At 72.8% G+C, this 23,758-nt stretch carries 23 protein-coding genes; 12 read left to right on the top strand and 11 right to left on the bottom strand.

What is annotated here, in order from left to right:
- Positions 1 to 4 precede the first annotated feature (4 nt).
- Positions 5 to 433: a secondary thiamine-phosphate synthase enzyme YjbQ gene (locus tag AB0412_RS04585; protein WP_366400994.1), complete on the bottom strand. Its 429-nt coding sequence runs from the start codon at positions 431 to 433 to the stop codon at positions 5 to 7.
- A gap of 119 nt (positions 434 to 552) precedes the next feature.
- On the opposite strand from AB0412_RS04585, the gene AB0412_RS04580 reads away from it, so the two are divergent.
- Positions 553 to 1,632: an NAD(P)-binding domain-containing protein gene (locus AB0412_RS04580; protein ID WP_366400993.1), complete on the top strand. Its 1,080-nt coding sequence runs from the start codon at positions 553 to 555 to the stop codon at positions 1,630 to 1,632.
- A 34-nt stretch (positions 1,633 to 1,666) separates the two neighbouring features.
- Here the strand turns inward: AB0412_RS04580 and mltG are convergent, their stop codons facing one another.
- On the bottom strand, positions 1,667 to 2,512 hold the full coding sequence (gene mltG / locus AB0412_RS04575; RefSeq protein WP_366400992.1) for an endolytic transglycosylase MltG: 846 nt from the start codon (positions 2,510 to 2,512) through the stop codon (positions 1,667 to 1,669).
- A 43-nt stretch (positions 2,513 to 2,555) separates the two neighbouring features.
- Positions 2,556 to 4,364, bottom strand: a complete 1,809-nt coding sequence (locus AB0412_RS04570) for an ABC transporter ATP-binding protein (protein WP_366400991.1) — start codon at positions 4,362 to 4,364, stop codon at positions 2,556 to 2,558.
- Positions 4,365 to 4,449: 85 nt separating this feature from the next.
- On the opposite strand from AB0412_RS04570, the gene AB0412_RS04565 reads away from it, so the two are divergent.
- From AB0412_RS04565 to AB0412_RS04545, 5 genes are all read left to right on the top strand, one after another.
- Positions 4,450 to 4,896, top strand: a complete 447-nt coding sequence (locus AB0412_RS04565; protein ID WP_366400990.1) for a MarR family transcriptional regulator — start codon at positions 4,450 to 4,452, stop codon at positions 4,894 to 4,896.
- A gap of 172 nt (positions 4,897 to 5,068) precedes the next feature.
- Complete coding sequence (locus AB0412_RS04560; protein ID WP_366400989.1) at positions 5,069 to 6,877, top strand: ABC transporter ATP-binding protein; 1,809 nt, start codon at positions 5,069 to 5,071, stop codon at positions 6,875 to 6,877.
- Positions 6,874 to 8,655, top strand: coding sequence for an ABC transporter ATP-binding protein (locus AB0412_RS04555; protein ID WP_366400988.1), 1,782 nt, complete (start codon positions 6,874 to 6,876; stop codon positions 8,653 to 8,655). Before AB0412_RS04560 ends, AB0412_RS04555 begins: the two co-directional genes overlap by 4 nt.
- A 348-nt stretch (positions 8,656 to 9,003) precedes the next feature.
- A complete protein-coding gene (locus AB0412_RS04550; RefSeq protein WP_366400987.1) occupies positions 9,004 to 9,474 on the top strand; it encodes a DUF5709 domain-containing protein in 471 nt (156 codons plus the stop codon).
- Positions 9,475 to 9,600: 126 nt separating this feature from the next.
- Entirely contained in the window at positions 9,601 to 9,864 is a 264-nt protein-coding gene (locus tag AB0412_RS04545; protein ID WP_366400986.1) for a type B 50S ribosomal protein L31, read from the top strand.
- A 20-nt stretch (positions 9,865 to 9,884) separates the two neighbouring features.
- On the opposite strand, the gene AB0412_RS04540 is transcribed toward AB0412_RS04545, so the two are convergent.
- Positions 9,885 to 10,679 (bottom strand): metal-dependent hydrolase, encoded by a 795-nt coding sequence (locus tag AB0412_RS04540; RefSeq protein ID WP_366400985.1) that lies wholly within the window; start codon positions 10,677 to 10,679, stop codon positions 9,885 to 9,887.
- A 145-nt stretch (positions 10,680 to 10,824) separates the two neighbouring features.
- Between AB0412_RS04540 and AB0412_RS04535 the strand changes: the two genes are divergently transcribed.
- Both AB0412_RS04535 and AB0412_RS04530 read left to right on the top strand, forming a co-directional pair.
- Positions 10,825 to 13,338, top strand: coding sequence for a DUF3516 domain-containing protein (locus AB0412_RS04535; protein WP_366400984.1), 2,514 nt, complete (start codon positions 10,825 to 10,827; stop codon positions 13,336 to 13,338).
- A gap of 19 nt (positions 13,339 to 13,357) precedes the next feature.
- On the top strand, positions 13,358 to 14,224 hold the full coding sequence (locus AB0412_RS04530; protein WP_366400983.1) for an acyl-CoA thioesterase II: 867 nt from the start codon (positions 13,358 to 13,360) through the stop codon (positions 14,222 to 14,224).
- Position 14,225: 1 nt separating this feature from the next.
- Here the strand turns inward: AB0412_RS04530 and AB0412_RS04525 are convergent, their stop codons facing one another.
- Both AB0412_RS04525 and AB0412_RS04520 read right to left on the bottom strand, forming a co-directional pair.
- Complete coding sequence (locus AB0412_RS04525; RefSeq protein ID WP_366400982.1) at positions 14,226 to 15,143, bottom strand: DUF6397 family protein; 918 nt, start codon at positions 15,141 to 15,143, stop codon at positions 14,226 to 14,228.
- A gap of 131 nt (positions 15,144 to 15,274) precedes the next feature.
- Positions 15,275 to 15,688 (bottom strand): roadblock/LC7 domain-containing protein, encoded by a 414-nt coding sequence (locus tag AB0412_RS04520; protein ID WP_366400981.1) that lies wholly within the window; start codon positions 15,686 to 15,688, stop codon positions 15,275 to 15,277.
- 118 nt (positions 15,689 to 15,806) lie between these two features.
- Between AB0412_RS04520 and AB0412_RS04515 the strand changes: the two genes are divergently transcribed.
- On the top strand, positions 15,807 to 16,235 hold the full coding sequence (locus AB0412_RS04515) for a PPOX class F420-dependent oxidoreductase (protein WP_366400980.1): 429 nt from the start codon (positions 15,807 to 15,809) through the stop codon (positions 16,233 to 16,235).
- 27 nt (positions 16,236 to 16,262) lie between these two features.
- Here the strand turns inward: AB0412_RS04515 and AB0412_RS04510 are convergent, their stop codons facing one another.
- The 5 genes from AB0412_RS04510 to AB0412_RS04490 all read right to left on the bottom strand — a co-directional run bounded on the left by AB0412_RS04510 (position 16,263) and on the right by AB0412_RS04490 (position 21,265).
- Positions 16,263 to 16,868 (bottom strand): ATP/GTP-binding protein, encoded by a 606-nt coding sequence (locus tag AB0412_RS04510; protein ID WP_366400979.1) that lies wholly within the window; start codon positions 16,866 to 16,868, stop codon positions 16,263 to 16,265.
- A gap of 103 nt (positions 16,869 to 16,971) precedes the next feature.
- A complete protein-coding gene (locus tag AB0412_RS04505; RefSeq protein ID WP_366400978.1) occupies positions 16,972 to 17,382 on the bottom strand; it encodes a DUF742 domain-containing protein in 411 nt (136 codons plus the stop codon).
- Positions 17,383 to 17,404: 22 nt separating this feature from the next.
- Positions 17,405 to 17,842, bottom strand: a complete 438-nt coding sequence (locus AB0412_RS04500; protein WP_366400977.1) for a roadblock/LC7 domain-containing protein — start codon at positions 17,840 to 17,842, stop codon at positions 17,405 to 17,407.
- Complete coding sequence (locus AB0412_RS04495) at positions 17,839 to 20,412, bottom strand: nitrate- and nitrite sensing domain-containing protein (protein WP_366400976.1); 2,574 nt, start codon at positions 20,410 to 20,412, stop codon at positions 17,839 to 17,841. Before AB0412_RS04495 ends, AB0412_RS04500 begins: the two co-directional genes overlap by 4 nt.
- A 79-nt stretch (positions 20,413 to 20,491) precedes the next feature.
- On the bottom strand, positions 20,492 to 21,265 hold the full coding sequence (locus tag AB0412_RS04490; RefSeq protein ID WP_366400975.1) for an MHYT domain-containing protein: 774 nt from the start codon (positions 21,263 to 21,265) through the stop codon (positions 20,492 to 20,494).
- Positions 21,266 to 21,415: 150 nt separating this feature from the next.
- On the opposite strand from AB0412_RS04490, the gene AB0412_RS04485 reads away from it, so the two are divergent.
- The 3 genes from AB0412_RS04485 (at position 21,416) to AB0412_RS04475 (ending at position 23,654) form a co-directional block, all read left to right on the top strand.
- Complete coding sequence (locus tag AB0412_RS04485; protein WP_366400974.1) at positions 21,416 to 22,015, top strand: class I SAM-dependent methyltransferase; 600 nt, start codon at positions 21,416 to 21,418, stop codon at positions 22,013 to 22,015.
- A 110-nt stretch (positions 22,016 to 22,125) separates the two neighbouring features.
- Positions 22,126 to 22,422: a hypothetical protein gene (locus AB0412_RS04480; protein WP_366400973.1), complete on the top strand. Its 297-nt coding sequence runs from the start codon at positions 22,126 to 22,128 to the stop codon at positions 22,420 to 22,422.
- A gap of 137 nt (positions 22,423 to 22,559) precedes the next feature.
- Entirely contained in the window at positions 22,560 to 23,654 is a 1,095-nt protein-coding gene (locus AB0412_RS04475; RefSeq protein ID WP_366400972.1) for a hypothetical protein, read from the top strand.
- The last annotated feature ends 104 nt before the right edge of the window (positions 23,655 to 23,758 follow it).

Genomic DNA, 23,758 nt, shown 5'->3' with positions numbered 1-23,758 from the left:
CGCGTCAGGAGCCTGCGAGGAAGCTCAGCCGTACCCGGCGGTCGGGGTTGTCGCGATTGGTGTCGACCAGGCACACCGACTGCCAGGTGCCCAGCTCGAGGCGGCCGCCGACCACCGGAAGGGTCGCGTGGGGCGGTACCAGGGCGGGCAGGACGTGGTCGCGGCCGTGGCCGGGGCTGCCGTGGCGGTGCTGCCAGCGGTCGTCGGCGGGCAGCAGGGTGTGCAGGGCGGCCAGCAGGTCGTCGTCGCTTCCCGCGCCGGTCTCGATGACGGCGACACCGGCCGTGGCGTGCGGCACGAAGACGTTCAGCAGGCCGTCGCGGCCGGCCGCCGTCTCCCGCAGGAAGGACTCGCAGTCGCCGGTGATGTCGACGACCCTCTCCGCGGAGCCGGTGGCGACGGTGAGGACTCGGGTGGTGAAGGCATCTGACATGCCCCCATCCTGACCCATGCGCCGGGCTTCCCCGGGGAGGGGCGGGCCTGGAGAGGCGGGGCCGCCCGCCTCCCGGGAGCGGCGGGAAGATCCGCGACCACGGCGGAGTTGTTGAAAGTGTGAGCAACGTGCGTGAGGTAGACGTGGTCGTCATCGGCGCCGGGCAGGCCGGGCTGTCCAGCGCCTACCACCTTCGGCGCACCGGTTTCGCGCCGGGCCGTGACTTCGTGGTCCTGGACCACTCCCCCGGTCCCGGTGGCGCCTGGCGGTTCCGGTGGCCGTCACTGACGTACGGCAAGGTGCACGGCATGCACGCGCTGCCCGGCATGGAACTCACGGGCGCCGATCCGGCACGTCCCTCCGCCGAGGTGATCACCGAGTACTTCGACCGCTACGAGCGGACCTTCGACCTGCGCGTGCGGCGACCCGTGGACGTGACGGCCGTACGGGAGGCAGGTGACGGGCGACTGCTGGTGGAGACCTCGGACGGCACCTGGTCGACGCGGGCCCTGATCAACGCGACCGGCACCTGGGACCGGCCGTTCTGGCCGCGCTACCCGGGGCAGGAGACGTTCCGAGGGCGGCAGCTGCACACGGCGCAGTATCCGGGACCCGAGGCGTTCGCCGGGCAGCGGGTGGTCGTGGTGGGCGGTGGGGCCTCGGGCACGCAGCACCTGCTGGAGATCGCGCCCTACGCCGCAGCCACCACATGGGTGACCCGGCGGCCACCGGTGTTCCGCGAGGGTCCCTTCGACGAGGAGGCGGGCCGCTCCGCCGTGGCGCTGGTCGAGGAGCGGGTGCGGCAGGGACTGCCGCCGCGCAGTGTCGTGTCGGTAACGGGGCTTCCGCTCAACGACGCGATCCGACGGGGCATCGCCGAGGGCGTCCTGGACCGGCAGCCCATGTTCGACCGGATCACCCCGGACGGCGTGGAGTGGAAGGACGGCCGGCACCTGACGGCCGACGTCATCCTGTGGGCCACGGGATTCCGCCCCGCGGTGGACCACCTGGCTCCGCTGAGGCTGCGCGAACCGGGCGGCGGCATCCGCCTGGAGGGCACCCGCGTGGCCGCCGACCCACGCATCCACCTGGTGGGCTACGGCCCGTCCGCCAGCACCATCGGCGCGAACCGCGCGGGCCGCGCGGCGGTGCGGGACATCAGACGGCTCCTGGCACGGGAGCCGCTCGCCGCCGCCTGACGGCCGTTGCCCGACGTCCGCGGGGGGCACCGGCTCAGCCCTGCGTCTGTTCCGCCCTCTTCCGCTGCTCGGCGTCGAACTCCGCGACGTTGCGCTGGTGTTCCTCGTAGTTCGCGGTGAAACGGGTGTCGCCGGGCTTGACCGTGACGAAGTAGAGCCAGTCGCCGGGGGCGGGGTTGATCGCGGCGCGGAGCGCTTCCTCGCCGGGGTTGCCGATGGGGGTGGGCGGCAGGCCCATGCGCTGGTAGGAGTTGTAGGGGCTGTCGACCTTGGTGTCGGGCGCCTTCGCGTGCAGCGTCGGCCGGTCGAGGGCGTAGGTGACGGTCGAGTCCATCTGCAGCGGCATGCCGCGCTCCAGCCGGTTGAAGATCACCCGGGCCACCTTGCCCATGTCGGCCTCGGTGGCGGCCTCCGCCTGGACGATGCTCGCGATGGTGACCGCCTGATAGACGTTCATGGCGTTGCGCTGCGCACCGGCGGCGACCGGCACCCCGTTGAACTTCCGGTTGGCGGCGGCGGCCATCGACGACAGCAGCTTCTCGGGCGTCGTCCCCTTCTCGAGCGGATAGGTCCCGGGGAAGAGGTAGCCCTCGGGGTTGCCCTCGGCGTCGTTGGGCAGCTTGACGTCGGCCTTCGCGAGGGACTTCTTCGTGGTGCCCGCGGGCAGGGCGAGGGCCTTGTCGACCGCGGCGTACACCTGGCTGGCGCGCCAGCCCTCCGGGATGACCAGGGCCGTGGGGCGGGGGTCGTCCCCATCGCCCAGGATCAGCAGCGGCACCGCCACGGCGGTGCCTGCCACGACAGCCCCGGTCGCCATGAGGGCGAGACGGCCCCGGCGCGTCAGTCGGATCGAGTTCCGTGACGGAGTGTTCGTCTGCATGCGGGCACGGTAACCCCCATTTCGGGATAAACCCGGCATATTTTCATCTTGTCGGCTCCAGTTGGGCATCCCGGCGTACGAGGGCCGCATAGCGCCCCTCCCGCTCCAGCAGTTCCTGGTGCGTGCCGTGTTCGGCGATCCGCCCGGAGTCGAGCACCACGATCTGGTCGGCACCACGGACGGTGGACAGCCGGTGGGCGATGGTGAGCGTGGTCCGGTTCGCCGACAGGGCTTCGATGGCCTGCTGGACGGCGGCCTCGGTCCTGGTGTCCAGGGCGCTGGTGGCCTCGTCGAGGACCAGCACCGCCGGATCGCGCAGGATGGTGCGGGCGATCGCCAGACGCTGCTTCTCACCGCCGGAGAACCGGTGGCCGCGCTCGCCGACGACCGTGTCGTACCCGTCGGGCAGGGCGGCGATGTGGTCGTGGATCTGCGCCGCCTTCGCGGCCGCGTACAGCTCCTCGTCGGTGGCGTCCGGCTTGGCGAAGCGCAGATTGTCGGCGACGGAGGCGTGGAAGAGGTACGTCTCCTGGGAGACGACGCCGACCGCGCGGGCGAGCGTGTCGAAGTCGAGGTCGCGGACGTCGACCCCGTCGAGGGTGACCCGGCCGCCCGTCACGTCGTACAGCCGCGGCACGAGATGCCCCAGCGTGGACTTGCCCGCGCCGGTCGATCCGACGACGGCGAGGCTGGAGCCCGCGGGGACCGTGATGTCGATGCCGTCGAGGACGGGGCCGCTCCTGTCGTCGTAGCGGAACTCGACGTTTTCGAAGCGGACCTCGCCCTTGATCCGGTCCAGGTGCACCGGGTCCGGGCGTTCGGTGATGTCGATCGGCAGGTCCAGGTACTCGAAGATGCGCTGGAAGAGCGCGAGCGAGGCCTGGATCTGGACGCCGGTCGACAGCAGGCTCACGGCCGGCCGGAACAGGCCCTGCTGGAGCGAGACGAACGCGACGATCGTGCCGATGGACACCTCGGGGCCGCCCGCCTGGACGGCGACGCCCGCGGTCCAGTAGATGACGGCGGGCATGGCGGCCATGACGATGGTGATGACGGCCATGCGCCAGCGGCCCGCCATGTTCGACCGCACCTCGAGGTCCACCAGGCGCTCGGACTCGTCGGCGAACGCCCCGGTCAGGGAGTCGGAGCGGCCCATGGTGCGGCCCAGCAGGATGCCGCTGACGGAGAGCGACTCGGTGACCGTGGCGGCCATCGCGGCCATCTGCTTCTGCCGCTGGGTGGTGATCCTCTTGCGCTCGTTGCCGACCCGGCGGCTGATCCATACGAACACCGGCAGCAGCGCCAGGGAGACCAGGGTCAGCCGCCAGTCGAGGACGATCATCGCGACGACGGTCGCCACCACGCTGGTGAGATTGGAGACCAGGGACGTGGCCGTGGAGGTCACGGTGGCCTGCATGCCGCCGATGTCGTTGGCGATGCGGGACTGGACCTCGCCGGTGCGGGTGCGGGTGAAGAAGGCGAGCGACATGCGCTGGAGCCGGCCGTAGACGGCCGTGCGCAGGTCGTGCATGACGCGCTGCCCGACGGTCGTGGAGATGAGGGTCTGCAGCACGCCGAAGACGCTGGTGAGGACCGCGCTGAGGATCATGCCGAGGGCGAGCAGGCTGAGCAGCCCGGTGCGGCCCTCGGGGATCGCGACGTCGAGGATCGCCTTCAGCAGGAACGGCGAGGCGACGGTGACCAGCGACGCGGCGGCGACGAGCAGACCGACGACGGCGAGCCGGCCGCGGTAGGGGCGGAAGAGGCGCAGGATGCGGCGGACCTGCCGGGGCGGCCGGTCGTCCTCGGCGCCGGCGGGCGGGGTCCAGGCGGGTTCGTGATCGGGGTGCATGGTCTCCTTCGAGGCGTCGGGCGATCGGAGCCTAGCTCATTGTTACCTATGCTCATAATGAACGTCATCCTGATATTGTTCCCGCATGACCGCCCCCGATCCCGACGGCCTGCTGGCCGAGCAGTTGCTTCGGCTCACCCGCCGGGTGCACCGCATCCAGAAACGGCACCTGGAGCGGCGCGAACTCGGCATCACCCCGGCCCAGTCGCGGCTGCTGCGCACCCTCGCGCACTACGGCTCGCCGCCCCGCATGGCCGATCTCGCCGAGCGGCTCGAAGTGGTGCCCCGGGCGGTGACGACTCTGGTCGACGGCCTGGAGGCGAGCGGCAAGGTGCGGCGGGTGCCGGATCCGGCCAATCGGCGGGTGATCCGGATCGAGCTGACCGACGACGGACGTGCCGCGCTGCGGGAACTGCGCGCGGCGCGCAGGTCCGCCGCCGAGGAGATCCTGGCTCCGCTGGGGGACGCACAGCGTGAGGTCCTCGGCGAACTGCTCGACACCCTGATCGACGGGACGGCCGCTCCACGGTGAGCCCCGCGGTGAGCCTCGCCGTGAGCTCCACGGTGAGCCTCGCCGTGAGCCCCGCGGCCCAGCCGGTTCCGGGCGGCGGAGCGGAAAACCGGTTGCCCGCCTGCACGTAGCGGCGTCAACCTGTCACGGTTTGCTGTCTCCGCCTGCCCGTGATCCGAGTCCCTGGGACGTCATGCAGATTCAAGACCTTCCGTTTCCCGACCCGGGTGTGCCCGACGCGCGCTCGGGTCCCCGATTCCTGTGGTGGCTCTTCCGCAATCAGCTGTCCGGGCAGCTCACCTCGCTCGCCTGGGGCCTGCTGCACTTCGCCTCCGTCGCCTCGCTGCCGTTCTGCGTGGGCACCGCCGTGCAGGCCGCCGTCGACCGCTCGGGCGGCCGGCTCGCGCTGGCGGGCGGCCTGCTGGCGCTGGCCTGCGCCGGCAACGCGGTCGGCGACACCTTCCTGCACCGGGCCGCCATCACCAACTGGATCACCGCCGCCGCCCGCGTCCAGCAGCTGCTGGCCCGCAAGGCCGCCGTCCTCGGCGCCGCGCTGACCCGGCGGGTCGCGGCGGGTGAGGTGGTGGCCGTGTCCACCGGTGACGTCGAGAAGATCGGCTGGTTCGTGGAGGCCCTGTCGCGGTTCACCGCGGCGGCGGTGACCATCGTGCTGGTCTGCGTCGGCCTGGTCGTCTACCAGCCGGCGCTCGGTGTCGTCGTCGCCGTGGGGCTGCCCGTGCTGGCCGTCGCCGTGCTGCCGCTGCTGCCCCGCGCCACCCGGCGGGCCGACGTCCAGCGCGAGAAGGCGGGGCGGGCCACCGAACTCGCCTCGGACACCGTGGCGGGACTGCGCGTGCTGCGCGGCATCGGCGGCGAGGACCTCTTCCTCGACCGCTACCGCCGCGCCTCCCAGGAGGTGCGCCACGCCGCCGTGCGCAGCGCCCGGATGTGGTCGCTGATCGCCGCGATCCAGGTACTGCTGCCGGGACTCCTCCTGATCGGTGTGGTCGGGTACGGCGTGCATCTGGCCCGCCAGGGCCGGATCGAGGTCGGTGAACTGGTCACCGTCTACAGCTCGGTCATGCTGCTCACCTATCCCTTGCGTCACTTCGAAGAGATCGCGATGGCCTACTCCTTCTCCAAGCCCTCAGCCCGGCGGGCCGCGCGGGTGCTGGCGCTGGAGCGGGCCACGGACACCGCGGGTTCGCGGGCCGCGGAGACTCTCTCCGGCGATCTGTACGACCCCGAGACCGGGCTGCTCGCCCCGGCCGGCCGGCTCACCGCCGTGGTGTGCGGGGACCCGGACGCGGCGGGGCGACTGGCCGAACGACTCGGCGGGCACGCCGCGCAGGCGGGCACCTCGGTGCTGCTCGGCGGGGTGCCGCTCGACGAACTGCCGCTGGACTGCGCCCGCCAGGCCGTGCTCGTCCAGGACAAGGACCCGGTGCTGCTGTCCGGGACCCTGCGCGAACTGCTCGACGTACCCGCGTCCGGGCAGGTCGATCCGCGGGCGGCCCTGGACGCGGCGCAGTGCGCCGACGTGCTGGCGGCACTGGTGCAGGGCTCGCTGGACGTCCGGGACGCGATGGACGCGCGGCTCACCGAGCGCGGCCGGTCCCTGTCGGGCGGCCAGCGCCAGCGGCTGGCGCTGGCCCGGTCGCTGGTCACGGATCCCGAGGTGCTCGTCCTGGACGAGCCGACGTCGGCGGTCGACTCGCACACCGAGGCCCGTATCGCCCAGGGGGTGCGCGATCTGCGCGCGGGACGCACCACCGTGGTGTTCACCTCCTCGCCGCTGCTGCTGGACCGGGCCGACCGGGTGGTGTTCCTGCACGAGGGCACGGTCGTGGCGGTCGGCGGCCACCGCGACCTGGTGCACACCGAGCCCCGGTACCGGGCGGTGGTGACCCGGGAGACCGAGGACGAGGTGCTGCACGACGACGGCCGGGACACCCTGCTGCACCGGCTGGACAAGCTCGAAGAGATCGAGGAGACAGCATGATCGGCGTGGCGCCCCCGGCCTACGACCCGGCGGCCCCGACCACGGCCGGCACCCTGCCGGTGGGAGCCCCCGCGACCGTCCGCTCGTACGTCGGCGAACTGCTGCGCCGGCACCGCCGGGCCTTCCTGCTCCTGATCACCGTGAACACGATCGCCGTGGTCGCCTCGATGGTGGGTCCCTATCTGCTCGGCGGTCTGGTCGAGCGGGTCTCGGACGGGGCGCGGGAGCTGCATCTGGAGCTCACGGCCGGTCTGTTCGTGCTCGCGCTCGTCGCCCAGGCGGTGTTCGTCTGGCAGGTGCGGCTGCGCGGGGCGATGCTCGGTGAGCGGATGCTGGCCGATCTGCGCGAGGACTTCCTGGTGCGGTCGGTGGGACTGCCGCCCGGGGTCCTGGAGCGGGCCGGCACGGGCGATCTGCTGTCGCGGATCACCACCGACATCGACCGGCTCGGCAACGCGATGCGTGAGGCCGTGCCGCAGCTGACCATCGGCGTGGTGTGGGCCGTGCTGCTGCTGGGCGGTCTGGTCGTCACCGCGCCCGAGCTGGCCCCGGCCGTGCTGGTGGCGGTGCCGCTGCTTGTGGCCGGCTGCCGCTGGTACTTCCGGCGGGCGCCCGCCGCCTACCGCTCGGAGGCCGCCGGATACGCCGCCGTGGCCGCCGCGCTCGCCGAGACCGTGGACGCCGGGCGGACCGTCGAGGCGCACCGCCTCGGTGAGCGCCGGGTGGCGCTGTCGGACCAGCGGGTGCGGGAGTGGACGGCCTGGGAGCGTTACACGCTCTGGCTGCGTTCGGTGCTGTTCCCCGTCATCAACATCACCCATGTGACGGTGCTCGGCTCGGTGCTGATGATCGGCGGGGTGTTCGTCCTGCAGGGCTGGATCGGGGTGGGCCAGCTGACGACGGGCGCGCTGATCGCGCAGATGCTCGTGGACCCGGTCGGGCTGATCCTGCGCTGGTACGACGAGCTGCAGGTGGCGCAAGTGTCGCTGGCGCGGCTGGTCGGTGTGCGGGAGATCGAGCCCGACGCCGGCGACGCCTCGCTCGCTCCCGACGGACGCCATGTGCGCGCCGAACGGGTCCACTTCGGCTACCGCGAGGGCGTGGACGTGCTGCGCACGGTCTCCCTCGACGTCGCTCCCGGCACGAGGCTGGCCCTGGTCGGCCCCTCGGGCGCGGGCAAGTCGACCCTCCGGCGACTCCTCGCCGGGATCTACGCGCCCCGGCAGGGCCGGATCACCCTCGGCAGCGCCGAGCTGTCCCGGATGTCCGCGGAGCGGGTCCGGTCGCACGTGGCCCTGGTCAACCAGGAGCACCACGTCTTCGTGGGGTCCCTGCGCGACAACCTGCGGCTCGCCCGGACGGACGCCCAGGACGCCGAACTGTGGGCGGCGCTCGGCGCCGTCGACGCGGACGGCTGGGCCCGCGCGCTCGACGACGGCCTCGACACCGAGGTCGGCTCCGGCGGGCTGGCGCTCACCCCGGCCCAGGCCCAGCAGATCGCGCTGGCCCGCCTGGTCCTCGCCGATCCGCACACGCTGGTCCTGGACGAGGCGACGTCGCTGCTCGACCCGCGCGCCGCCCGTCACCTGGAACGCTCCCTGGCCCGCGTCCTCGACGGCCGCACCGTCGTCGCCATCGCCCATCGTCTGCACACCGCCCACGACGCGGACGTCATCGCTGTCGTCGAGGACGGCCGCATCAGCGAACTGGGCAGCCACGACGAGCTGGTCGCTGCGGACGGTGCGTACGCGGCGCTGTGGCGGTCCTGGCACGGGTGAGGCGGGCGACGGCCGGGTGAACGAGGCAGGGGCGGGCCCGTGCGGGGCGAGGCACCGCATCGGGCTCGCCCGGCCGGCGCAGGCTGCCTGGTCCTGTCGGGACGGGCGGGCCCGCGCGGCCCGGTCCGGGGCGGTCCCGGGGCGGCCGGGGTGCCGCGTGGCGCCCGGCGCGGGAGTCGTGCCGTTGCGCGGTGCCGAAGCGGGGTGGAAGTCTGGAGTCAGGCACCGGCTCGGGGAACGGCCGGAACCCCGGTGGATCGGGGACCGGCGGCGCCAGTGCCCCGTGCAGTGGCGGCCCGGTGTGGGCCGCGGCGGGAACGGGCCTGTCCCCACCCCCTGGAGGTACCCGTGAACAGCGCCGACGGATGGGGAGACGACGTCTACCAGCCCGACGCGTCCGAGATTCAGGACGACGCCGGACTGCTCGACGCCGAGGACACCCTGGAGAACGACGGCGTCGCCGACCCGCTGGACCGGGGCTGGTCCCCGCCCGAGCGGCCCTGGGCCGTGGAGCACCGCGGGGTGACCGCAGCGGAGCGCCTGGAGGGCGAGACGCTGGACCAGCGGCTCTCCGAGGAGCTGCCCGACCTCGCCGCCGCCGACGGCGACGGTCTCGGCGACTGCGAGGGCACCGACGGCGAACTCCTGGACAACGAGGTCGGCGCCGCCCGCTCCGGCCGGCTCGTCGCCCCCGACGAAGGGGCGCACGAGGACGAGGAGGAAGCCCTGGTCGCCACGGACGTCGGGATCGACGGCGCGGCCGCCTCCGCCGAGGAGGCCGCCATGCACGTCGTCGACGAGGACTCCCTGCCCGGCTGATCCCGCGACGCCACTGCCGCCCCCGCCGTCATCCGCGTCGAGCCCGGCAGACGCCCGACCGTCGTCCCCGTCGTTCCGGTCGTCGCCCACCGATCCGTCGACCGACCCGTCGACCGAGGAGCATCCATGCAGCAGGACAAGCACCCCGACTACCACCCGGTCGTCTTCCGCGACCGCGCCGCCGGTTACGCCTTCCTCACCCGGTCCACCGCGAGCAGCGACCAGACCATCGAGTGGGACGACGGCGAGACCTACCCCGTCGTGGACGTGGAGATCTCCTCGGAGAGCCACCCCTTCTACACGGGCAAGGCCCGCACCGTGGACACGGAGGGCCGCGTCGCCCGCTTCGAGCGGCGCTACGGCGGTGAGGGCGGCCGGGGCGCCGGCTGACGCCCGTACGCTCGCGCCGCTCAGATCACGTTGAGCGCCGCCGCGCAGCCCACCCCGCCGAGCAGCATGAACGCCGGCATCAGCACCTTCAGCTCCACCCAGCTGCCCGCCCGGAACCGCATGACCTTCGGCGGGCCGACCGGATACCAGCGCTTGCGGCCCACTGGTATCGGCCACAGGATGGGGCAGCCGGAGACCGTCAGCGCGTCCCCGATGTCGTGCACCAGCGCGCCCAGCACGATCGGCAGGCCCAGCCACAGGTACTCCTGGCCCGGCGCGGTGAACAGCCAGTCGGAGCCGTTGCCCGGCTTGTCCAGGACGCCCGCGAGGATCCACGCGCTGGTCGCGGCCAGCAGCCACACCAGGACGTCGCTGCTGGAGCCCCGGGTCGCCCGCCACAGCAGCCCCTCGATGGCGAGCACCATGTGCACGAAGAGGATCGCCAGCACCGCCCAGCGGCCGCCCGTGATCGCCAACGCGGAGGTGCCCGTACCGATCAGGACCGCCCACAGCCAGGTGTGGGTGAGGGTGCGGTGGCCGCCCGAGCGGCGTGGGTCGCCCTGCTTCTTGGTGGCTTTGTAGACCGCGTAGGACAGCTTGTCGACGATCTCGCACAGCCCGCGGGACAGCGGCCCGAAGGCCCGCGAGATGGTGGCCGCCTTGTGGTCGAGGTCGGGGGCGAGCGCGGCACCGGCGCAGATCAGGGCGCCCGCCAGCAGGACCGGCCAGGGCATCGTGTGTCCGGCCGCGGCACTCGCCGCACCGACGCCGAGCCAGGCCGCGGCGCCCGAAAGTGAGTGTGCTGGTCCCATCATCGCCGTTGCCCGCCCCGTTCCTCGTGTGCCGCCTACCGGTTGACCGGCGGCGTTGCCGCCCCGCCGACGGCACAGCGTAGCGTTCGCGATCTTCGTGGCGGCAGCCGATTCCCGCATCGGGTGGGAGGGCAGGCAAGATGGGGGCGTGACCCTCATCGATCAGCTGCCGCCGACCGCCGACCCCGACGCCCTGTACGAAGCCTTCGAGTCGTGGGCCGGGGAGCGGGGGCTCACCCTCTACCCCCACCAGGAGGAGGCGCTGATCGAGGTGGTCTCCGGGGCGAACGTGATCGTCTCGACGCCCACCGGCTCCGGCAAGAGCATGATCGCCGCGGGGGCTCACTTCGCCGCGCTGGCCAGGGACGAGGTCACCTTCTACACGGCGCCGATCAAGGCCCTGGTGTCGGAGAAGTTCTTCGAGCTGTGCAAGCTGTTCGGCACCGAGAACGTCGGCATGCTCACCGGTGACGCCTCCGTCAACGCGGACGCGCCCGTCATCTGCTGCACCGCGGAGGTGCTCGCGTCGATCGCGCTGCGCGACGGCAGGCACGCCGACGTCGGCCAGGTCGTGATGGACGAGTTCCACTTCTACGCCGAGCCCGACCGCGGCTGGGCCTGGCAGATCCCGCTGCTGGAGCTGCCGCAGGCGCAGTTCGTGCTGATGTCGGCGACCCTCGGCGACGTGTCCTTCTTCGAGAAGGACCTCGCACGCCGCACGGGGCGCCCCACCGCGGTGGTCCGCTCGGCCACCCGCCCGGTGCCGCTGTCCTACGAGTACCGCTACACACCGCTCACCGAGACGCTCACCGATCTGCTCCAGGCCCGGCAGGCGCCGGTGTACATCGTGCACTTCACGCAGGCGCAGGCGGTGGAGCGGGCGCAGGCGCTGATGAGCATCAACATGTGCTCGCGCGAGGAGAAGGACCAGATCGCCGAGCTGATCGGCAACTTCCGCTTCACCACCAAGTTCGGGCGCAATCTCTCCCGTTACGTCCGCCACGGGATCGGCGTGCACCACGCCGGGATGCTGCCCAAGTACCGGCGGCTGGTGGAGAAGCTCGCGCAGGCCGGCCTGCTGAAGGTGATCTGCGGGACGGACACGCTCGGCGTGGGCGTCAACGTGCCCATCCGCACCGTGCTGTTCACGGCCCTGACCAAGTACGACGGCAACCGGGTGCGGACCCTGCGCGCCCGTGAGTTCCACCAGATCGCGGGCCGCGCCGGACGGGCCGGCTTCGACACCGAGGGCTTCGTCGTGGCGCAGGCGCCCGAGCACGTCATCGAGAACGAGAAGGCGCTGGCCAAGGCGGGCGACGATCCGAAGAAGCGCCGGAAGGTGGTGCGCAAGAAGGCGCCCGAGGGGTTCGTCGGCTGGACCGACAAGACCTTCGAGAAGCTCATCGACTCCGAGCCGGAGCCGCTGACGTCCCGTTTCCGGGTGACGCACACGATGCTGCTGTCGGTGATCGCGCGCCCCGGCAACGCCTTCGAGGCGATGCGCCGGCTGCTGGAGGACAACCACGAGCCGCGCAAGCAGCAGCTGCGGCACATCCGGCGGGCGATCGCCATCTACCGCTCGCTGCTCGGCGGCGGCATCGTGGAGAAGCTGGACGCGCCGGACGCCGAGGGCCGGATCGTGCGCCTCACCGTGGACCTCCAGCAGGACTTCGCGCTGAACCAGCCGCTGTCCACCTTCGCGCTGGCCGCGTTCGAACTCCTTGACCCCGAATCGCCGTCGTACGCGCTGGACATGGTCTCCGTGGTGGAGTCCACGCTGGACGACCCGCGGCAGATCCTCGCCGCCCAGCAGAACAAGGCGCGCGGCGAGGCGGTCGCCGCGATGAAGGCGGACGGCGTCGAGTACGAGGAGCGCATGGAGCGCCTCCAGGACATCACGTACCCGAAGCCGCTGGAGGAGCTGCTCTTCCACGCGTACAACACCTACCGCAAGAGCCACCCGTGGGTCGGTGACCATCCGCTGTCGCCGAAGTCGGTGGTGCGGGACATGTACGAACGGGCGCTGTCCTTCACCGAGTTGGTGTCCTTCTACGAGCTGGCGCGCACCGAGGGCATCGTGCTGCGCTACCTCGCCAGCGCCTACAAGGCCCTGGAGCACACCGTCCCGGACGATCTCAAGTCGGAGGACCTGCAGGATCTGATCGCCTGGCTGGGCGAGACGGTGCGCCAGGTCGACTCCAGCCTGCTGGACGAGTGGGAGCAGCTGGCGAACCCGGAGGAGATGACCGCCGAGGAGGCCCAGGAGAAGGCCGACCAGGTCAAGCCGGTCACCGCCAACGCGCGTGCCTTCCGGGTGCTGGTCCGCAACGCCCTGTTCCGCCGGGTGGAGCTCGCCGCGCTGGACCAGGTGGAGGAGCTGGGCGAGATGGACGCCGAGTCCGGCTGGGACGCGGACGCCTGGGGCCAGGCGATGGACAAGTACTGGGACGAGTACGAGGAGCTCGGCACCGGCCCCGACGCCCGCGGGCCCAAGCTGCTGCTGATCGAGGAGGAGCCGGAGAACGGGCTGTGGCGCGTCCGGCAGATCTTCGACGACCCGAACGGCGACCACGACTGGGGCATCAGCGCCGAGGTCGACCTCACCGCCTCCGACGCGGAGGGCCGCGCGGTCGTCCGGGTCACCGACGTCGGCCAGCTGTGACCACGGGAGAATGCGCACCATGACGAATCCGGCCGAACGGCTTGTCGACCTGCTCGACCTGGAGCAGATCGAGGTGAACATCTTCCGCGGCCGCAGCCCGCAGGAGTCGCTGCAGCGGGTCTTCGGCGGCCAGGTGGCCGGCCAGGCGCTGGTCGCCGCGGGCCGCACCACGGACGGCGACCGGCCCGTGCACTCGCTGCACGCGTACTTCCTGCGGCCGGGCCGGCCCGGCGTGCCGATCGTGTACCAGGTCGAACGCGTGCGGGACGGGCGGTCGTTCACGACGCGCCGGGTCACCGCCGTGCAGCAGGGCCGCACGATCTTCAATCTCACCGCCTCCTTTCACAAGCCTGAACAAGCGAGCTTCGAGCACCAGTTGCCGCCGGCCCGGAAGGTGCCGGATCCGGAGTCGCTGCCGACGGTCACGGACGAGATCCGTGAGCATCTGGGCACGCTGCCGGAGCAGTTGGAGCGGATGGCCCGGCGCCAGCCCTTCGACATCCGCTATGTGGACCGGCTGCGCTGGGACCCCGACGAGGTGAAGGGCGCGGAGCCGCGCAGCGCGGTGTGGATGCGGGCGGTCGGTCCGCTCGGCGACGATCCGCTGGTGCACACCTGCGCGCTCACCTACGCCAGCGACATGACTCTGCTGGACGCCGTGCGGATCCCGGTGGAGCCGCTGTGGGGCCCGCGCGGATTCGACATGGCGTCACTGGACCACGCCATGTGGTTCCACCGTCCGTTCCGCGCGGACGAGTGGTTCCTGTACGACCAGGAATCGCCGATCGCCACGGGCGGGCGGGGTCTGGCCCGCGGGCGTATCTACGACCTCGAGGGACGGATGCTGGTGTCCGTGGTCCAGGAGGGTCTGTTCCGGGCGCTGTAGGTCATCGCTCGCCGCGGAGCCACTTGCCGAGCAGGCGGCGAGCGCCGGTGCGCCGCCGTTCCGGCTCCTGGCCGGTCTCCCGGGTCGTTCCGTGACGGCGAGAGGCGGGCCGGGGTGCCGCGCGGTACAGCTGCGCCTCGTCCGTCAGCCGCACCAGGTCCGATTGCAACCAGGCGATCTCGTCGGGGTCCTGGGCCGTCATGAGCTCCTGGGCCAGGTGCGCGGCCGGGGAGCCCGGCGTGCCGTGCGACGGGGGCGCCTGCCGGAACCCGTTCAGATGGGAGCGGTCGTAGGGGTCCTTCACGACCTCCGCGACATGCAGCGGGTCGAGCAGCGACGCCACGGCTCCCGCGCGGGACCAGGGATCGTCCGCCAGGCGCAGCATGAATCCCAGGTGGCGGTGGCGCCAGTTGCGGGGCCGTAGATCGGTTCCGGCGTCGAGCTGGCTCCTGAGGGTCTCGGGCGTGCGGCCGGTCAGCAGCGGGCCGTTCTTCTCGTCGGCGGCGAACTGCCGTAGTTCTTCCCCGAGATAGAGCCAGACCACGGCCCGGTAGCGATTGAGGTGGAAACGCACGGGGACCAGCAGTCCCAGCCGGGCGAGGCGGGTGAAGCGGTCCTTCGTCACGCCCATGAGGGCGGCGCCCTGTGTGGTGCCCACCGTCTCCACGCTCTCGCGCAGCGCTTCGGGAAAACCGGGCCGGGCGCGCAGCCTCTCGATCTCGGCGCGGTCGACCCGGAGTCCCCCTCCCCCGCCGTCGGGTACGGCGCGGATGCGCCCGAGGTGCACGGCGAGGTCGAACTCGCTGCGCTTGAGCCCGAGCTCCCGCGCCGCACGGCCCGGCGTGAGCCAGGTGTCGTGGGTGGCTGTGCGGCGCTCGGCGGTGGCCGGGCGGTCGTGCGTGACGGTGTTCTGGGACATGGTCGGTGGTCTCCCCCGTGGAAGCGAGTGCGGCCGGCGCCGAGTGCGCCTGCCGGGAAAGACCGTAGCCGAATTGTCACTCTCCGTGTCGAGCCTGTGGATAACCTCGCAACGCTGCCTAAACTCGCAGGTCAGAGCTCTATTTCGGGATCCGGGGCCGGTCGTCGGGCGTCCACGTCCAGATGTTCGCCGACCCGGTTCACCAGCAGGGTCATCTCGTAGGCGATCTGGCCGATGTCGGCCTCGGCGCCGCTGAGCACGCACAGGCAGCTGCCGGTGCCGGCCGCGGTGACGAAGAGCACCGCGTCGTCGAACTCGACCATCGTCTGGCGCACTCCGCCCGCGCCGAAGTGGCGTCCGGAGCCTTTGGCGAGGCTGTGCAGTCCGGACGAGACGGCCGCGAGGTGTTCGGCGTCCTCGCGGCGCAGTCCCGTGCTCGCGCCCGTCACCAGCCCGTCGTTGGACAGGATCAGTGCGTGCCGTACGTGTTCGACGCGCTGGGTCAGGTCGTCCAGCAGCCAGTCGAGTCCCTGGTTCTGCGCCATGTCGCGCACTCTCCCCGTGTGTTCCCCGGTGTTGCCCCGTGTGATGGCTCCCGCCGTGCGAGGGCTCCCCGCGTCAGCCTTCCCCACGACCGGGCGCCGGGCAAGGAGGATGGGAGCCATGGGAGAGAAGATGACCGACGAAGAGTGGCGGGCGTTCGTCTCGCAGGGGACCCGCACCGCCAAGCTCTGCACCGTCCGCGCCGACGGCAGCCCGCATGTCGCGCCGGTCTGGTTCGTGCTGGACGGTGACGAGCTGGTGTTCACCACCGGGGAGCGGACGGTGAAGGGGCGCAATCTGGCGCGTGACGGCCGGGTCGCCCTGTGCGTGGACGACGACCGTCCGCCGTTCGCCTTCGTCGTATTGAACGGCCGGGCACACTTCGTGGACGACCCCGGGGAGCTGCGGCACTGGGCGGCCAGGATCGGCGCACGGTACATGGGCGAGGACCGCGCCGAGGAGTTCGGTGCCCGCAACGGCGTGCCCGGCGAACTCCTCGTGCGCGTCACGGTCGACAGGGTCCTCTCGGAGAAGGGCGTGGCGGACTGATCACGGGCCCGACCGAGGGCCCGAGGTTCATCCGACCGAGTCGAGCAGCCGGGCGGTGTGCCTGCGCCCGGCGTACTCGACGAGCCGGATCAGCACCTCCTTGCCCGAGTCGCGCTCGCGTGCGTCGCACAGCACGACGGGCGTCCCGGCGTCCAGGTCGAGCGCACGGCACACGTCCTGCGATTCGTGGCGCCGCGCTCCGGCGAAGCAGTTGACGGCGACCACGAACGGGATGTCGCGGTGCTCGAAGTAGTCCACCGCGGGGAAGCAGTCCTCCAGCCGCCGGGTGTCGGCGAGGACCACCGCGCCGAGGGCTCCCTGCGCCAGTTCGTCCCACAGGAACCAGAAGCGGTCCTGTCCCGGCGTCCCGAAGAGGTAGAGCGACAGGCCGGATCGGATGGTGATGCGTCCGAAGTCCATCGCGACGGTCGTGGTGACCTTCTGGTCCACGCCGCCGGTGTCGTCGACCAGTTGGCCCGCCTCGCTCAGCATCTCCTCGGTGCGCAGCGGCCTGATCTCGCTGACCGCGCCGACCAGGGTGGTCTTGCCCACGCCGAAACCGCCGGCGACCAGTATCTTCAGCGCCAGTGCGGCCGTTTCGCCGCCGGGGGCGTCGGGGTGCTCAGGGACCATGGATCACTTCTCTCTGGAATGCCGGCCGCGGTCGGCAGGAGTACGGGGATGCCGCCGGCGCGGCGGATGTCGCCGCGCGGTGTCTTTCTGCGGGGACGGGCTCCTAGAGCGCCCGTAGTCCCTCGATCACCTCGCGGAGGATGCGTTCGTCGGGCAGGTGCGCGGGCGGCACGGGCCGGCTGACGGTCACACAGCCGCGCTCCACGAGGTCGCCGAGGAGCACCCTGATCACGCCGACGGGCAGGTCCGCGCCCGCGGCGAGTTCGGCGACCGACTGGGTCTCCGGGCGGCACAGTTCGATCAGGGTGCGGTGTTCCGGTCCGAGCGCCGGGTCGTCCGCACCGGGCGCTGCCGCGTCGAGGGTGACCAGCGCGATCAGGTCGAAGTGCACCCCGCTGGGGCCGGGCCTGGTGCGTCCGCCGGTCATGGCGTACGGGCGGACCAGGGGCCCGGCCTCGTGGTCGTACCACTGGCTGCCGGGCTCGCTCGGGATGCCGGTCGTGTGCTCGGTCATCTGCTCGTGCCGCTTTCTCGCCTCATCCGGCGGCGGGTGGCTGCGCGCCGACACGGGGCGGGGTGTAGAGGTGCTCGCCGACGCGTTTGACGAGCCGTGCCATCTCGTAGGCGACGAGGCCGATGTCGGCGGTGACGGCGGTGAGCAGGGCGAGGCAGGAACCGTCCCCGGCGGCGGCCACGAACAGGAAGGCGTCGTCCATCTCCACCATGGTCTGGCGCACTCCGCCGGCCCCGAAGTGCCGGCCCGCGCCCTTGGCGAGGCTGTGGAAGCCGGAGGCGACGGCCGCCAGATGCTCGGCGTCCTCGCGTCCGAGGTCGCTCGAGGCGCCCACGGCGAGTCCGTCGTTGGACAGCACCACGGCGTGGCGGACGTCGGCGACGCGGAGCACCATGTCGTCCAGCAGCCAGTCGAGTTCACCGGTGCGCCGGGCGGCTCTCATGCTCGGGTCCTGGATCATGCGGGGTCTCCTTCGCTGCCGTCGTGCTGCCTGTCCGTGCCGGGTGCGGCGCCGCGGCCGGGTTGTCTGCCGCCGCCGCGCGCCCAGCCGGCGCGGTAGGCCGCCATGCGGTCCCGTACGAGCTCGGGTGTGCGGTCGTCCTGGTCGCGCCGCGCCGGGGCGGGTGTGTCGGGGCGGCCGTCGCGCAGTTGGGGGGCGAGGCTGGCCTGGCGGACGCGGCGTGGGAGGTCGTCGGAGCCGGCCGGCTCCTCCTGGGGGCGGTGCAGTCGCAAGGTGGCGACTCCTGGGGGTCGGTTCGGGGCGGCGGTGTCCGCCCCGTCGGATGGGGGAGCCACGGGAGCCACCGGTGCCACCAGTGCCGGCCGGTCGTCCGGTCCGGGCACGGTCCGCTGCTGCGGGAGGTCCGCGGACACGCGCGCGCGGGTGTCCTCCTCACCGGGCTCGCCGGGCACGCGCGCGAAGGCGCGTTCCTCCACCGGACGCGCGGGGCGGGCCTCGCGGGGGGTATGGCCCGCCGCGCTGTCGTCCAGCAGGCTGGTGGGCAGCAGGACGACCGCGGTGGTGCCGCCGTACGGGGACGTCTTCAGATGCACCTTGATGTCGTGCCGGGCGGCGAGCCTGCTGACCACGAACAGGCCGAGCCGGTCGCTGTCGAACAGGTCGAGCGCCTCGGACTGGGCGATGCGGCGGTTGGCCTCGGCGAGGGTCTCCTTGCCCATGCCGAGTCCGCGGTCCTCGACCTCGATGGCGTAGCCGTTGCCGACGGGTTCGCCGGTGACGCGCACGCGTGTGTGCGGCGGCGAGAACTGGGCGGCGTTCTCGATGATCTCGGCGAGGAGGTGGGTGAGGTCGGCGACGGCCGCCCCGACGACGGACGTCTCGGGCAGTTGGCGCACCTCCACGCGCGCGTAGTCCTCGACTTCCGAGACCGCGGCGCGGACCACGTTGGTGAGGGAGACCGGCATGCGCCAGGCGCGGCCGGGTGCCGCTCCGGAGAGGATGATCAGGCTCTCCGCGTGGCGCCGCATCCGGGTGGTGAGGTGGTCCAGACGGAACAGGTCGCTCAGCTCGCCAGGGTCGTCGGAGCGGCGTTCCATGCTGTCCAGCAGGCTCAGCTGACGGTGCACCAGGACCTGGCTGCGGCGGGCGAGGTTGACGAAGACGCCCGAGATGCCGTCGGCGAGTTCGGCCCGTTCCACGGCGGCGCGCAGCGCGGCCCGGTGGACCGTGCCGAGGGCCTCGGCGACCTGGCCGGTCTCGTCCTGCGCGGGCGGTCCCGGCGGGGCCTCGGCGCGGATGTCGATGTCCTCTCCGGCCCGCAGCTTGCGCATGGCCTCGGGGAGTTTGCGGCGGGCGATCTCCAGTGCGTCGTTGCGCAGCCGCACCAGTTCGATCACGAGCCCGCGGCCGATGCGGACGGAGATGACGAGGGAGGCGGCGACCGCGGCGAGGCCGAAGAACACCGCGGCGCCCGCCGGGGTGAGCAGTCCTCGGGTGAGCGGGTCGGCGCGGCGCGCGACCCCGCGGCCCGCGTCGTCCTCGATGGTGCGCATGCCGTCCCGCACGCGCGCGTGGGCGGTGTTCCACGTGTCCGCCGGTGCCGCCTCCAGGGCCCGGGAGCCGGGGCCGCCGGAGAGCACCTTGTCCTCGGTGGCCGACAGGGCGGCGTAGGCGTCGCTCCCGGCGAGCCTGTCCCAGGCGGTGCGTTCCGCGCCGCGCAGGTCGGTGACGGCGGAGCCGGTGAGGCTGCGGCGCAGTTCGACGGCTCCGGTGAACAGCCGCAGCCGTTCCCCGGCGAGTCCGCCGTCCAGGCGGGCGCCGGCCAGCAGCGCGTCCTCCTGCGCCAGTGCCTCGCCCGCGCGGGAGAACTCCAGCAGCACGCGCGCGTCGGAGCCGAGATCGGCGTCCTGGAGTCCCGTCAGGGCGCCCACCGCGCCGAAGGCCGTGGCGATGGTGCTCGTGTACCGGTCGTACGTGGACCGCCAGCCCGCGTCGCCTTCGCGTACGTCGGTGCGCAGCGGTCGCAGTCGTTCGGTGGCGGTGACGAACGCCTCGAGCCGGTCGGCCACCGCGCGGGGCAGTTCCTCGCCGTAGGCGACGGTGCCGTTCTCGCCGAGCCGCAGCTCGGCGACGGCCCGGTCGGTGGCGCGGGCGCGCTCGTTCAGGTCGTCGGTGGACACGGCGGAGGCGTCGGTGACGCGGCGCACCGCGGCTGAACGTTCCGCCTGGAGGGCGGCGACGGCCGCGGCGACCGGGGCGCGGACCGTGGCGTCGACGCGCTGGATCTGGCGCAGTCTGGCGACGTCCTGGGCGGTGGTGACCGTCGCGTGGCCCCACAGGGCGAGCAGTGAGACCACGGGCACCATCAGCAGGCAGACGATCTTGGCGCGCACGGTGCGCGGCGCGCTGAACCCGCGCCCCGCGCGCGTGGGTGCCGTCCGAGGTGCCGGCTCCCCCAGTGGGTCCGGGCCTTCGTCGGCGGGCGGCCCGGCGTGGGCGCGCCGGCCGCGCGGGGGCGGCGGGGGCGACGCTTCGGCGCGGGCCGTGGAGGTCCTCCGGGATGGGCGCATGGACTCCTCGCTCGAAGAGTGGTGGGGGCGGGCCGGTTACATCGGGGCCGGTTACGGCATCGGCGCCGCCGGGGCGCGGTCAGGGGGCGACGGGTTCGACCGGCCGCTGGGCCGAGGCGGAGGCCTCGCGCTCACCCGCGGTCGGTGACAGCGCGACGAAGGCCGAGGTGATGAAGAGGTAGGACCCGAGGCCGACGGCGAGGGGGAAGATGAACTGCATCGCCGTGGCCCCGGGCAGGGCGTCCCCGGAGGGCGTGACGCGCACGCTCACGGCGAACATCCCGGTGTAGTGCATGCTGCTCACCGCCGCGCCCATGATCAGGGACGCGACGGTGACCGCGACGGGCGACTTGATGTTGAGCGCCGCCCACAGGGCCGCCGTGGCCGCGACGACGGCGATCAGGACGGACAGGCCGACGAGCATCGGGTCGTAGCGCACCTCGCCGTGCAGGCGCACCGCCGCCATGCCCAGGTAGTGCATGCTCGCGACACCGAGCCCGGTGGTGAGCCCGCCGAGCAGCAGCGCCCGGCCCCGGTCACGGCTGTAGCCGACGGCGAACACACCGGCGCAGACGACGAGCATGGCGACGAGCAGGCTCGCGATGGTGAGGGGTACGTGGTAGCGGATCTCGGTGCCGCTGACGCTGAAGCCGAGCATGGCCACGAAGTGCATGGTCCAGATGCCGGTGCCGATCGCCGACGCGGCGGTGATCAGCCAGTTGCGCCGGGAGCGGCCGGTGGCGGCGAGGGCGCGGACGGTGCAGCGCAGTCCGAGTGCGGCGCCGGTGCAGGCCATCGCGTACGACAGCACGGGGGTAAGCCACCCCAGGGCGGCGTGGTCCAGGTGTCCCATGGCTCCGGGACGCTAGGGGGCATAGGCGCGCGAAGGGGGCGCGTTTCGAAAGGTGCTGGAATATGACGCAGCTATGCACCGGAACGACCGCGTCACGCTCGAACGTGCGCACAGCGGCGTCCTCCGTAGCGGTGAGGGATCATGCGGAACATGAGCGACGACCACACACACGTCCAGGAGTTCTTCACCGCGCGTGCCGCCGGCTGGGAGCGCCGCTTCCCCGACGACGGTCCCGCCTACGCGGGGGCGGTCGCCGAGCTCGGGCTGCGCGCGGGCGACCGGGTGCTGGACGCGGGCTGCGGCACCGGGCGGGCCCTGCCGCCACTGCGTGCCGCCGTGGGACCTTCGGGAGTGGTCCTCGGGGCGGATCTCACCCCGGCGATGCTGCGGGAGGCGGCCGGGGCCGGGCGGGACCGCGACGGGGTGCTGCTGCTCACCGACGTCGCCGCGCTGCCGCTGCGCTCCGGGGTGCTGGACGCCGTGTTCGCGGCAGGTCTGATCGCCCATCTGCCCCGGCCGGCGGAGAATCTGCGGGAGCTGGCGCGGGTGGTGCGGCCCGGTGGCGTGCTGGCGCTGTTCCACCCGATCGGACGGGCGGCACTCGCCGCCCGCCAGGGCCGCGCGATCACGCCGGACGACCTGCGCGCCGAGCCGAACCTCCGTCCGCTGCTGGCCGGTTCCGGCTGGCGCATGACGTCGTACGTCGACGAGGACGCCCGGTTCCTGGCGCTGGCGGTGCGGGAGGGCTGAGCTCAGTGCCTTTCCTGCCGCCCTCTTCTGACTCGGGGCTTCCAACTCTACGTTGGGAAACAGGAGATGAACGGCCGGCGAGGCAACCGCGCAGCGGGAAGGTGGACCGTATGTGGGGCAGGGTTCGCAGGATCGGCGGCAGAGTGATCGACAGTCTGCGCACGCAGGAGCAGTCCGCGCGGGAGGAGCGCCCGCACAACCTCTTCGAGGCCGCCGCGGCGTATGTCTCGGCCTGCGCGGAGGACGATCAGGACCGGATCGACGAGGCGGCCGGGTGGGTGTCGCCGGAGGCGCTGTCGTTCGGGGTGAACGAGCTGGCGTGCCGGGCCGTCATCGCCCTCGCGCGGGAGCGCGACGAGTCTCCGCGGACCGTCGCACGGGAGCTGCTGGGGCTGCCGGCCGCCTGATCCGTCCCGCGGCGTGCGGTCCATTCGCCCGGTCCGGCAGGAAAACTGCAGCTCCGGGTGTGACTGCCGGGTCGTGACAAGGGGCTCGGGGTCGGAATAGGGTGCGCGCCGATGGACGAACCGATGGGGAGGCTGGGATGGCCGGGACGGACGAGGAAGCCGTCGCCGCCGCGGACGACGCGCTCTATGTGCTCACGGCGGTGCTGCTGACGCCGGCGAAGTTCCCGAGTGTGCTGGGCGACGACTACCCGGAGGCGTGCGCCGCGCTCGGTCTCCCGCCCGTGGCCGACGGCTACGGGCTGGTCCTCGGGCAGGACGGCGAGGGCGCGCGGTGGACCGTCGTCGTCGACGACGTCTCCCTGGTCGCGGTCGCGATCGCCTCCTGGGACTGCGGCATGGAGCACGACCTGTCGCCGGACGAGCGCACGGTGGTCACCGCGCTGCCGGGCTGGCCCCTCGCGGTGGCCGTGGCGGCCCCGAACGTGCCGGCGCCGCACGACCCCTCCCTCGAGGTCGCCGGCCGCCCGCCGCTGACCCCGCCGGACACCAGCGTCTGGGGACCGGCCCAGCGCCGCCTGGGGGCCGACGAGATCGCGCTCCAGTGGGCGATCTGGCGCGAACAGGTCGACGACAGCGCCTTCGCGATGCCGGGCGAGCCCGCGAACGGCCCAGCGGGCGACGCCGGGGACCCGGCGCAGGGCGACGCCGAGAGTGCGTCACCCGACGGCGCCGAGAAGCCGGCATCGGGCAGCTCCGGGCACGCTACGGACGGTCCCGCCCGGTCCGCCGGGAACAGCCCGGACGGAAGCGGCGCGAGCGCGGGCGGCGATGGGGGTGTGGGCGGGGACGACGCGGGCGGGGACGTCACGCACGCACCTCGCGAGAGCGATGCGGGCACCGGCCCGGAGGTCGCCCCGGGCGAGGTGAACCCGGTCGGCGCGCCCGGAGGGGACCGGCAGCCGCGTCACAGCGGTATCCGGCGGGTGCTCGCCGAGGCGCGCGGCTACATCGACGCGCCGCCGCCCCTCGGCCGGGTCCGTTCCTCCTTCGCGCCGGGCGGCGCGCGCACGCTGCGGGCCGACGGTCCCGGGTGGTCCCTGGTGGCGCGGACGGACGACATCGCGTTCGTCCTGCTCGACGACGAACCCGGCGAGGTGCTCCCGGTGGGCCGCGGGCCGGAACTCCCCGGACTCCTGGAGGCCCTGGACAAGATGGCGGTGCGCCCTCTCTGAGAACACGCAGGGCTGCCGGAGGACCCGAGGGAACGGAGCTCGCACGGAACGCGGCCTCGTGGCACGTGTCTTGAACCGCCATGCACAGGCACCGTTCCATGTGG

This window comes from Streptomyces sp. NPDC052012, from assembly GCF_040689265.1.
In the GTDB taxonomy this organism is placed as follows: Bacteria; Actinomycetota; Actinomycetes; order Streptomycetales; family Streptomycetaceae; genus Streptomyces.
This window is presented reverse-complemented; position numbering and strand designations above follow the sequence as displayed.

Bases quoted from the DNA above. Each gene is read 5' to 3' on its own strand.
- AB0412_RS04570 (WP_366400991.1), bottom strand. From the start codon at position 4,364: ATGCACCCCGATCACGAACCCGCCTGGACCCCGCCCGCCGGCGCCGAG.
- AB0412_RS04545 (WP_366400986.1), top strand. From the start codon at position 9,601: ATGCAGCAGGACAAGCACCCCGACTACCACCCGGTCGTCTTCCGCGAC.
- AB0412_RS04585 (WP_366400994.1), bottom strand. From the start codon at position 433: ATGTCAGATGCCTTCACCACCCGAGTCCTCACCGTCGCCACCGGCTCC.
- AB0412_RS04510 (WP_366400979.1), bottom strand. From the start codon at position 16,868: ATGGTCCCTGAGCACCCCGACGCCCCCGGCGGCGAAACGGCCGCACTG.
- AB0412_RS04485 (WP_366400974.1), top strand. From the start codon at position 21,416: ATGAGCGACGACCACACACACGTCCAGGAGTTCTTCACCGCGCGTGCC.
- AB0412_RS04530 (WP_366400983.1), top strand. From the start codon at position 13,358: ATGACGAATCCGGCCGAACGGCTTGTCGACCTGCTCGACCTGGAGCAG.
- AB0412_RS04520 (WP_366400981.1), bottom strand. From the start codon at position 15,688: ATGGCGCAGAACCAGGGACTCGACTGGCTGCTGGACGACCTGACCCAG.
- AB0412_RS04565 (WP_366400990.1), top strand. From the start codon at position 4,450: ATGACCGCCCCCGATCCCGACGGCCTGCTGGCCGAGCAGTTGCTTCGG.
- AB0412_RS04540 (WP_366400985.1), bottom strand. From the start codon at position 10,679: ATGATGGGACCAGCACACTCACTTTCGGGCGCCGCGGCCTGGCTCGGC.
- AB0412_RS04555 (WP_366400988.1), top strand. From the start codon at position 6,874: ATGATCGGCGTGGCGCCCCCGGCCTACGACCCGGCGGCCCCGACCACG.
- mltG (WP_366400992.1), bottom strand. From the start codon at position 2,512: ATGCAGACGAACACTCCGTCACGGAACTCGATCCGACTGACGCGCCGG.
- AB0412_RS04500 (WP_366400977.1), bottom strand. From the start codon at position 17,842: ATGATCCAGGACCCGAGCATGAGAGCCGCCCGGCGCACCGGTGAACTC.
- AB0412_RS04560 (WP_366400989.1), top strand. From the start codon at position 5,069: ATGCAGATTCAAGACCTTCCGTTTCCCGACCCGGGTGTGCCCGACGCG.
- AB0412_RS04475 (WP_366400972.1), top strand. From the start codon at position 22,560: ATGGCCGGGACGGACGAGGAAGCCGTCGCCGCCGCGGACGACGCGCTC.
- AB0412_RS04495 (WP_366400976.1), bottom strand. From the start codon at position 20,412: ATGCGCCCATCCCGGAGGACCTCCACGGCCCGCGCCGAAGCGTCGCCC.
- AB0412_RS04525 (WP_366400982.1), bottom strand. From the start codon at position 15,143: ATGTCCCAGAACACCGTCACGCACGACCGCCCGGCCACCGCCGAGCGC.
- AB0412_RS04490 (WP_366400975.1), bottom strand. From the start codon at position 21,265: ATGGGACACCTGGACCACGCCGCCCTGGGGTGGCTTACCCCCGTGCTG.
- AB0412_RS04515 (WP_366400980.1), top strand. From the start codon at position 15,807: ATGGGAGAGAAGATGACCGACGAAGAGTGGCGGGCGTTCGTCTCGCAG.
- AB0412_RS04480 (WP_366400973.1), top strand. From the start codon at position 22,126: ATGTGGGGCAGGGTTCGCAGGATCGGCGGCAGAGTGATCGACAGTCTG.
- AB0412_RS04505 (WP_366400978.1), bottom strand. From the start codon at position 17,382: ATGACCGAGCACACGACCGGCATCCCGAGCGAGCCCGGCAGCCAGTGG.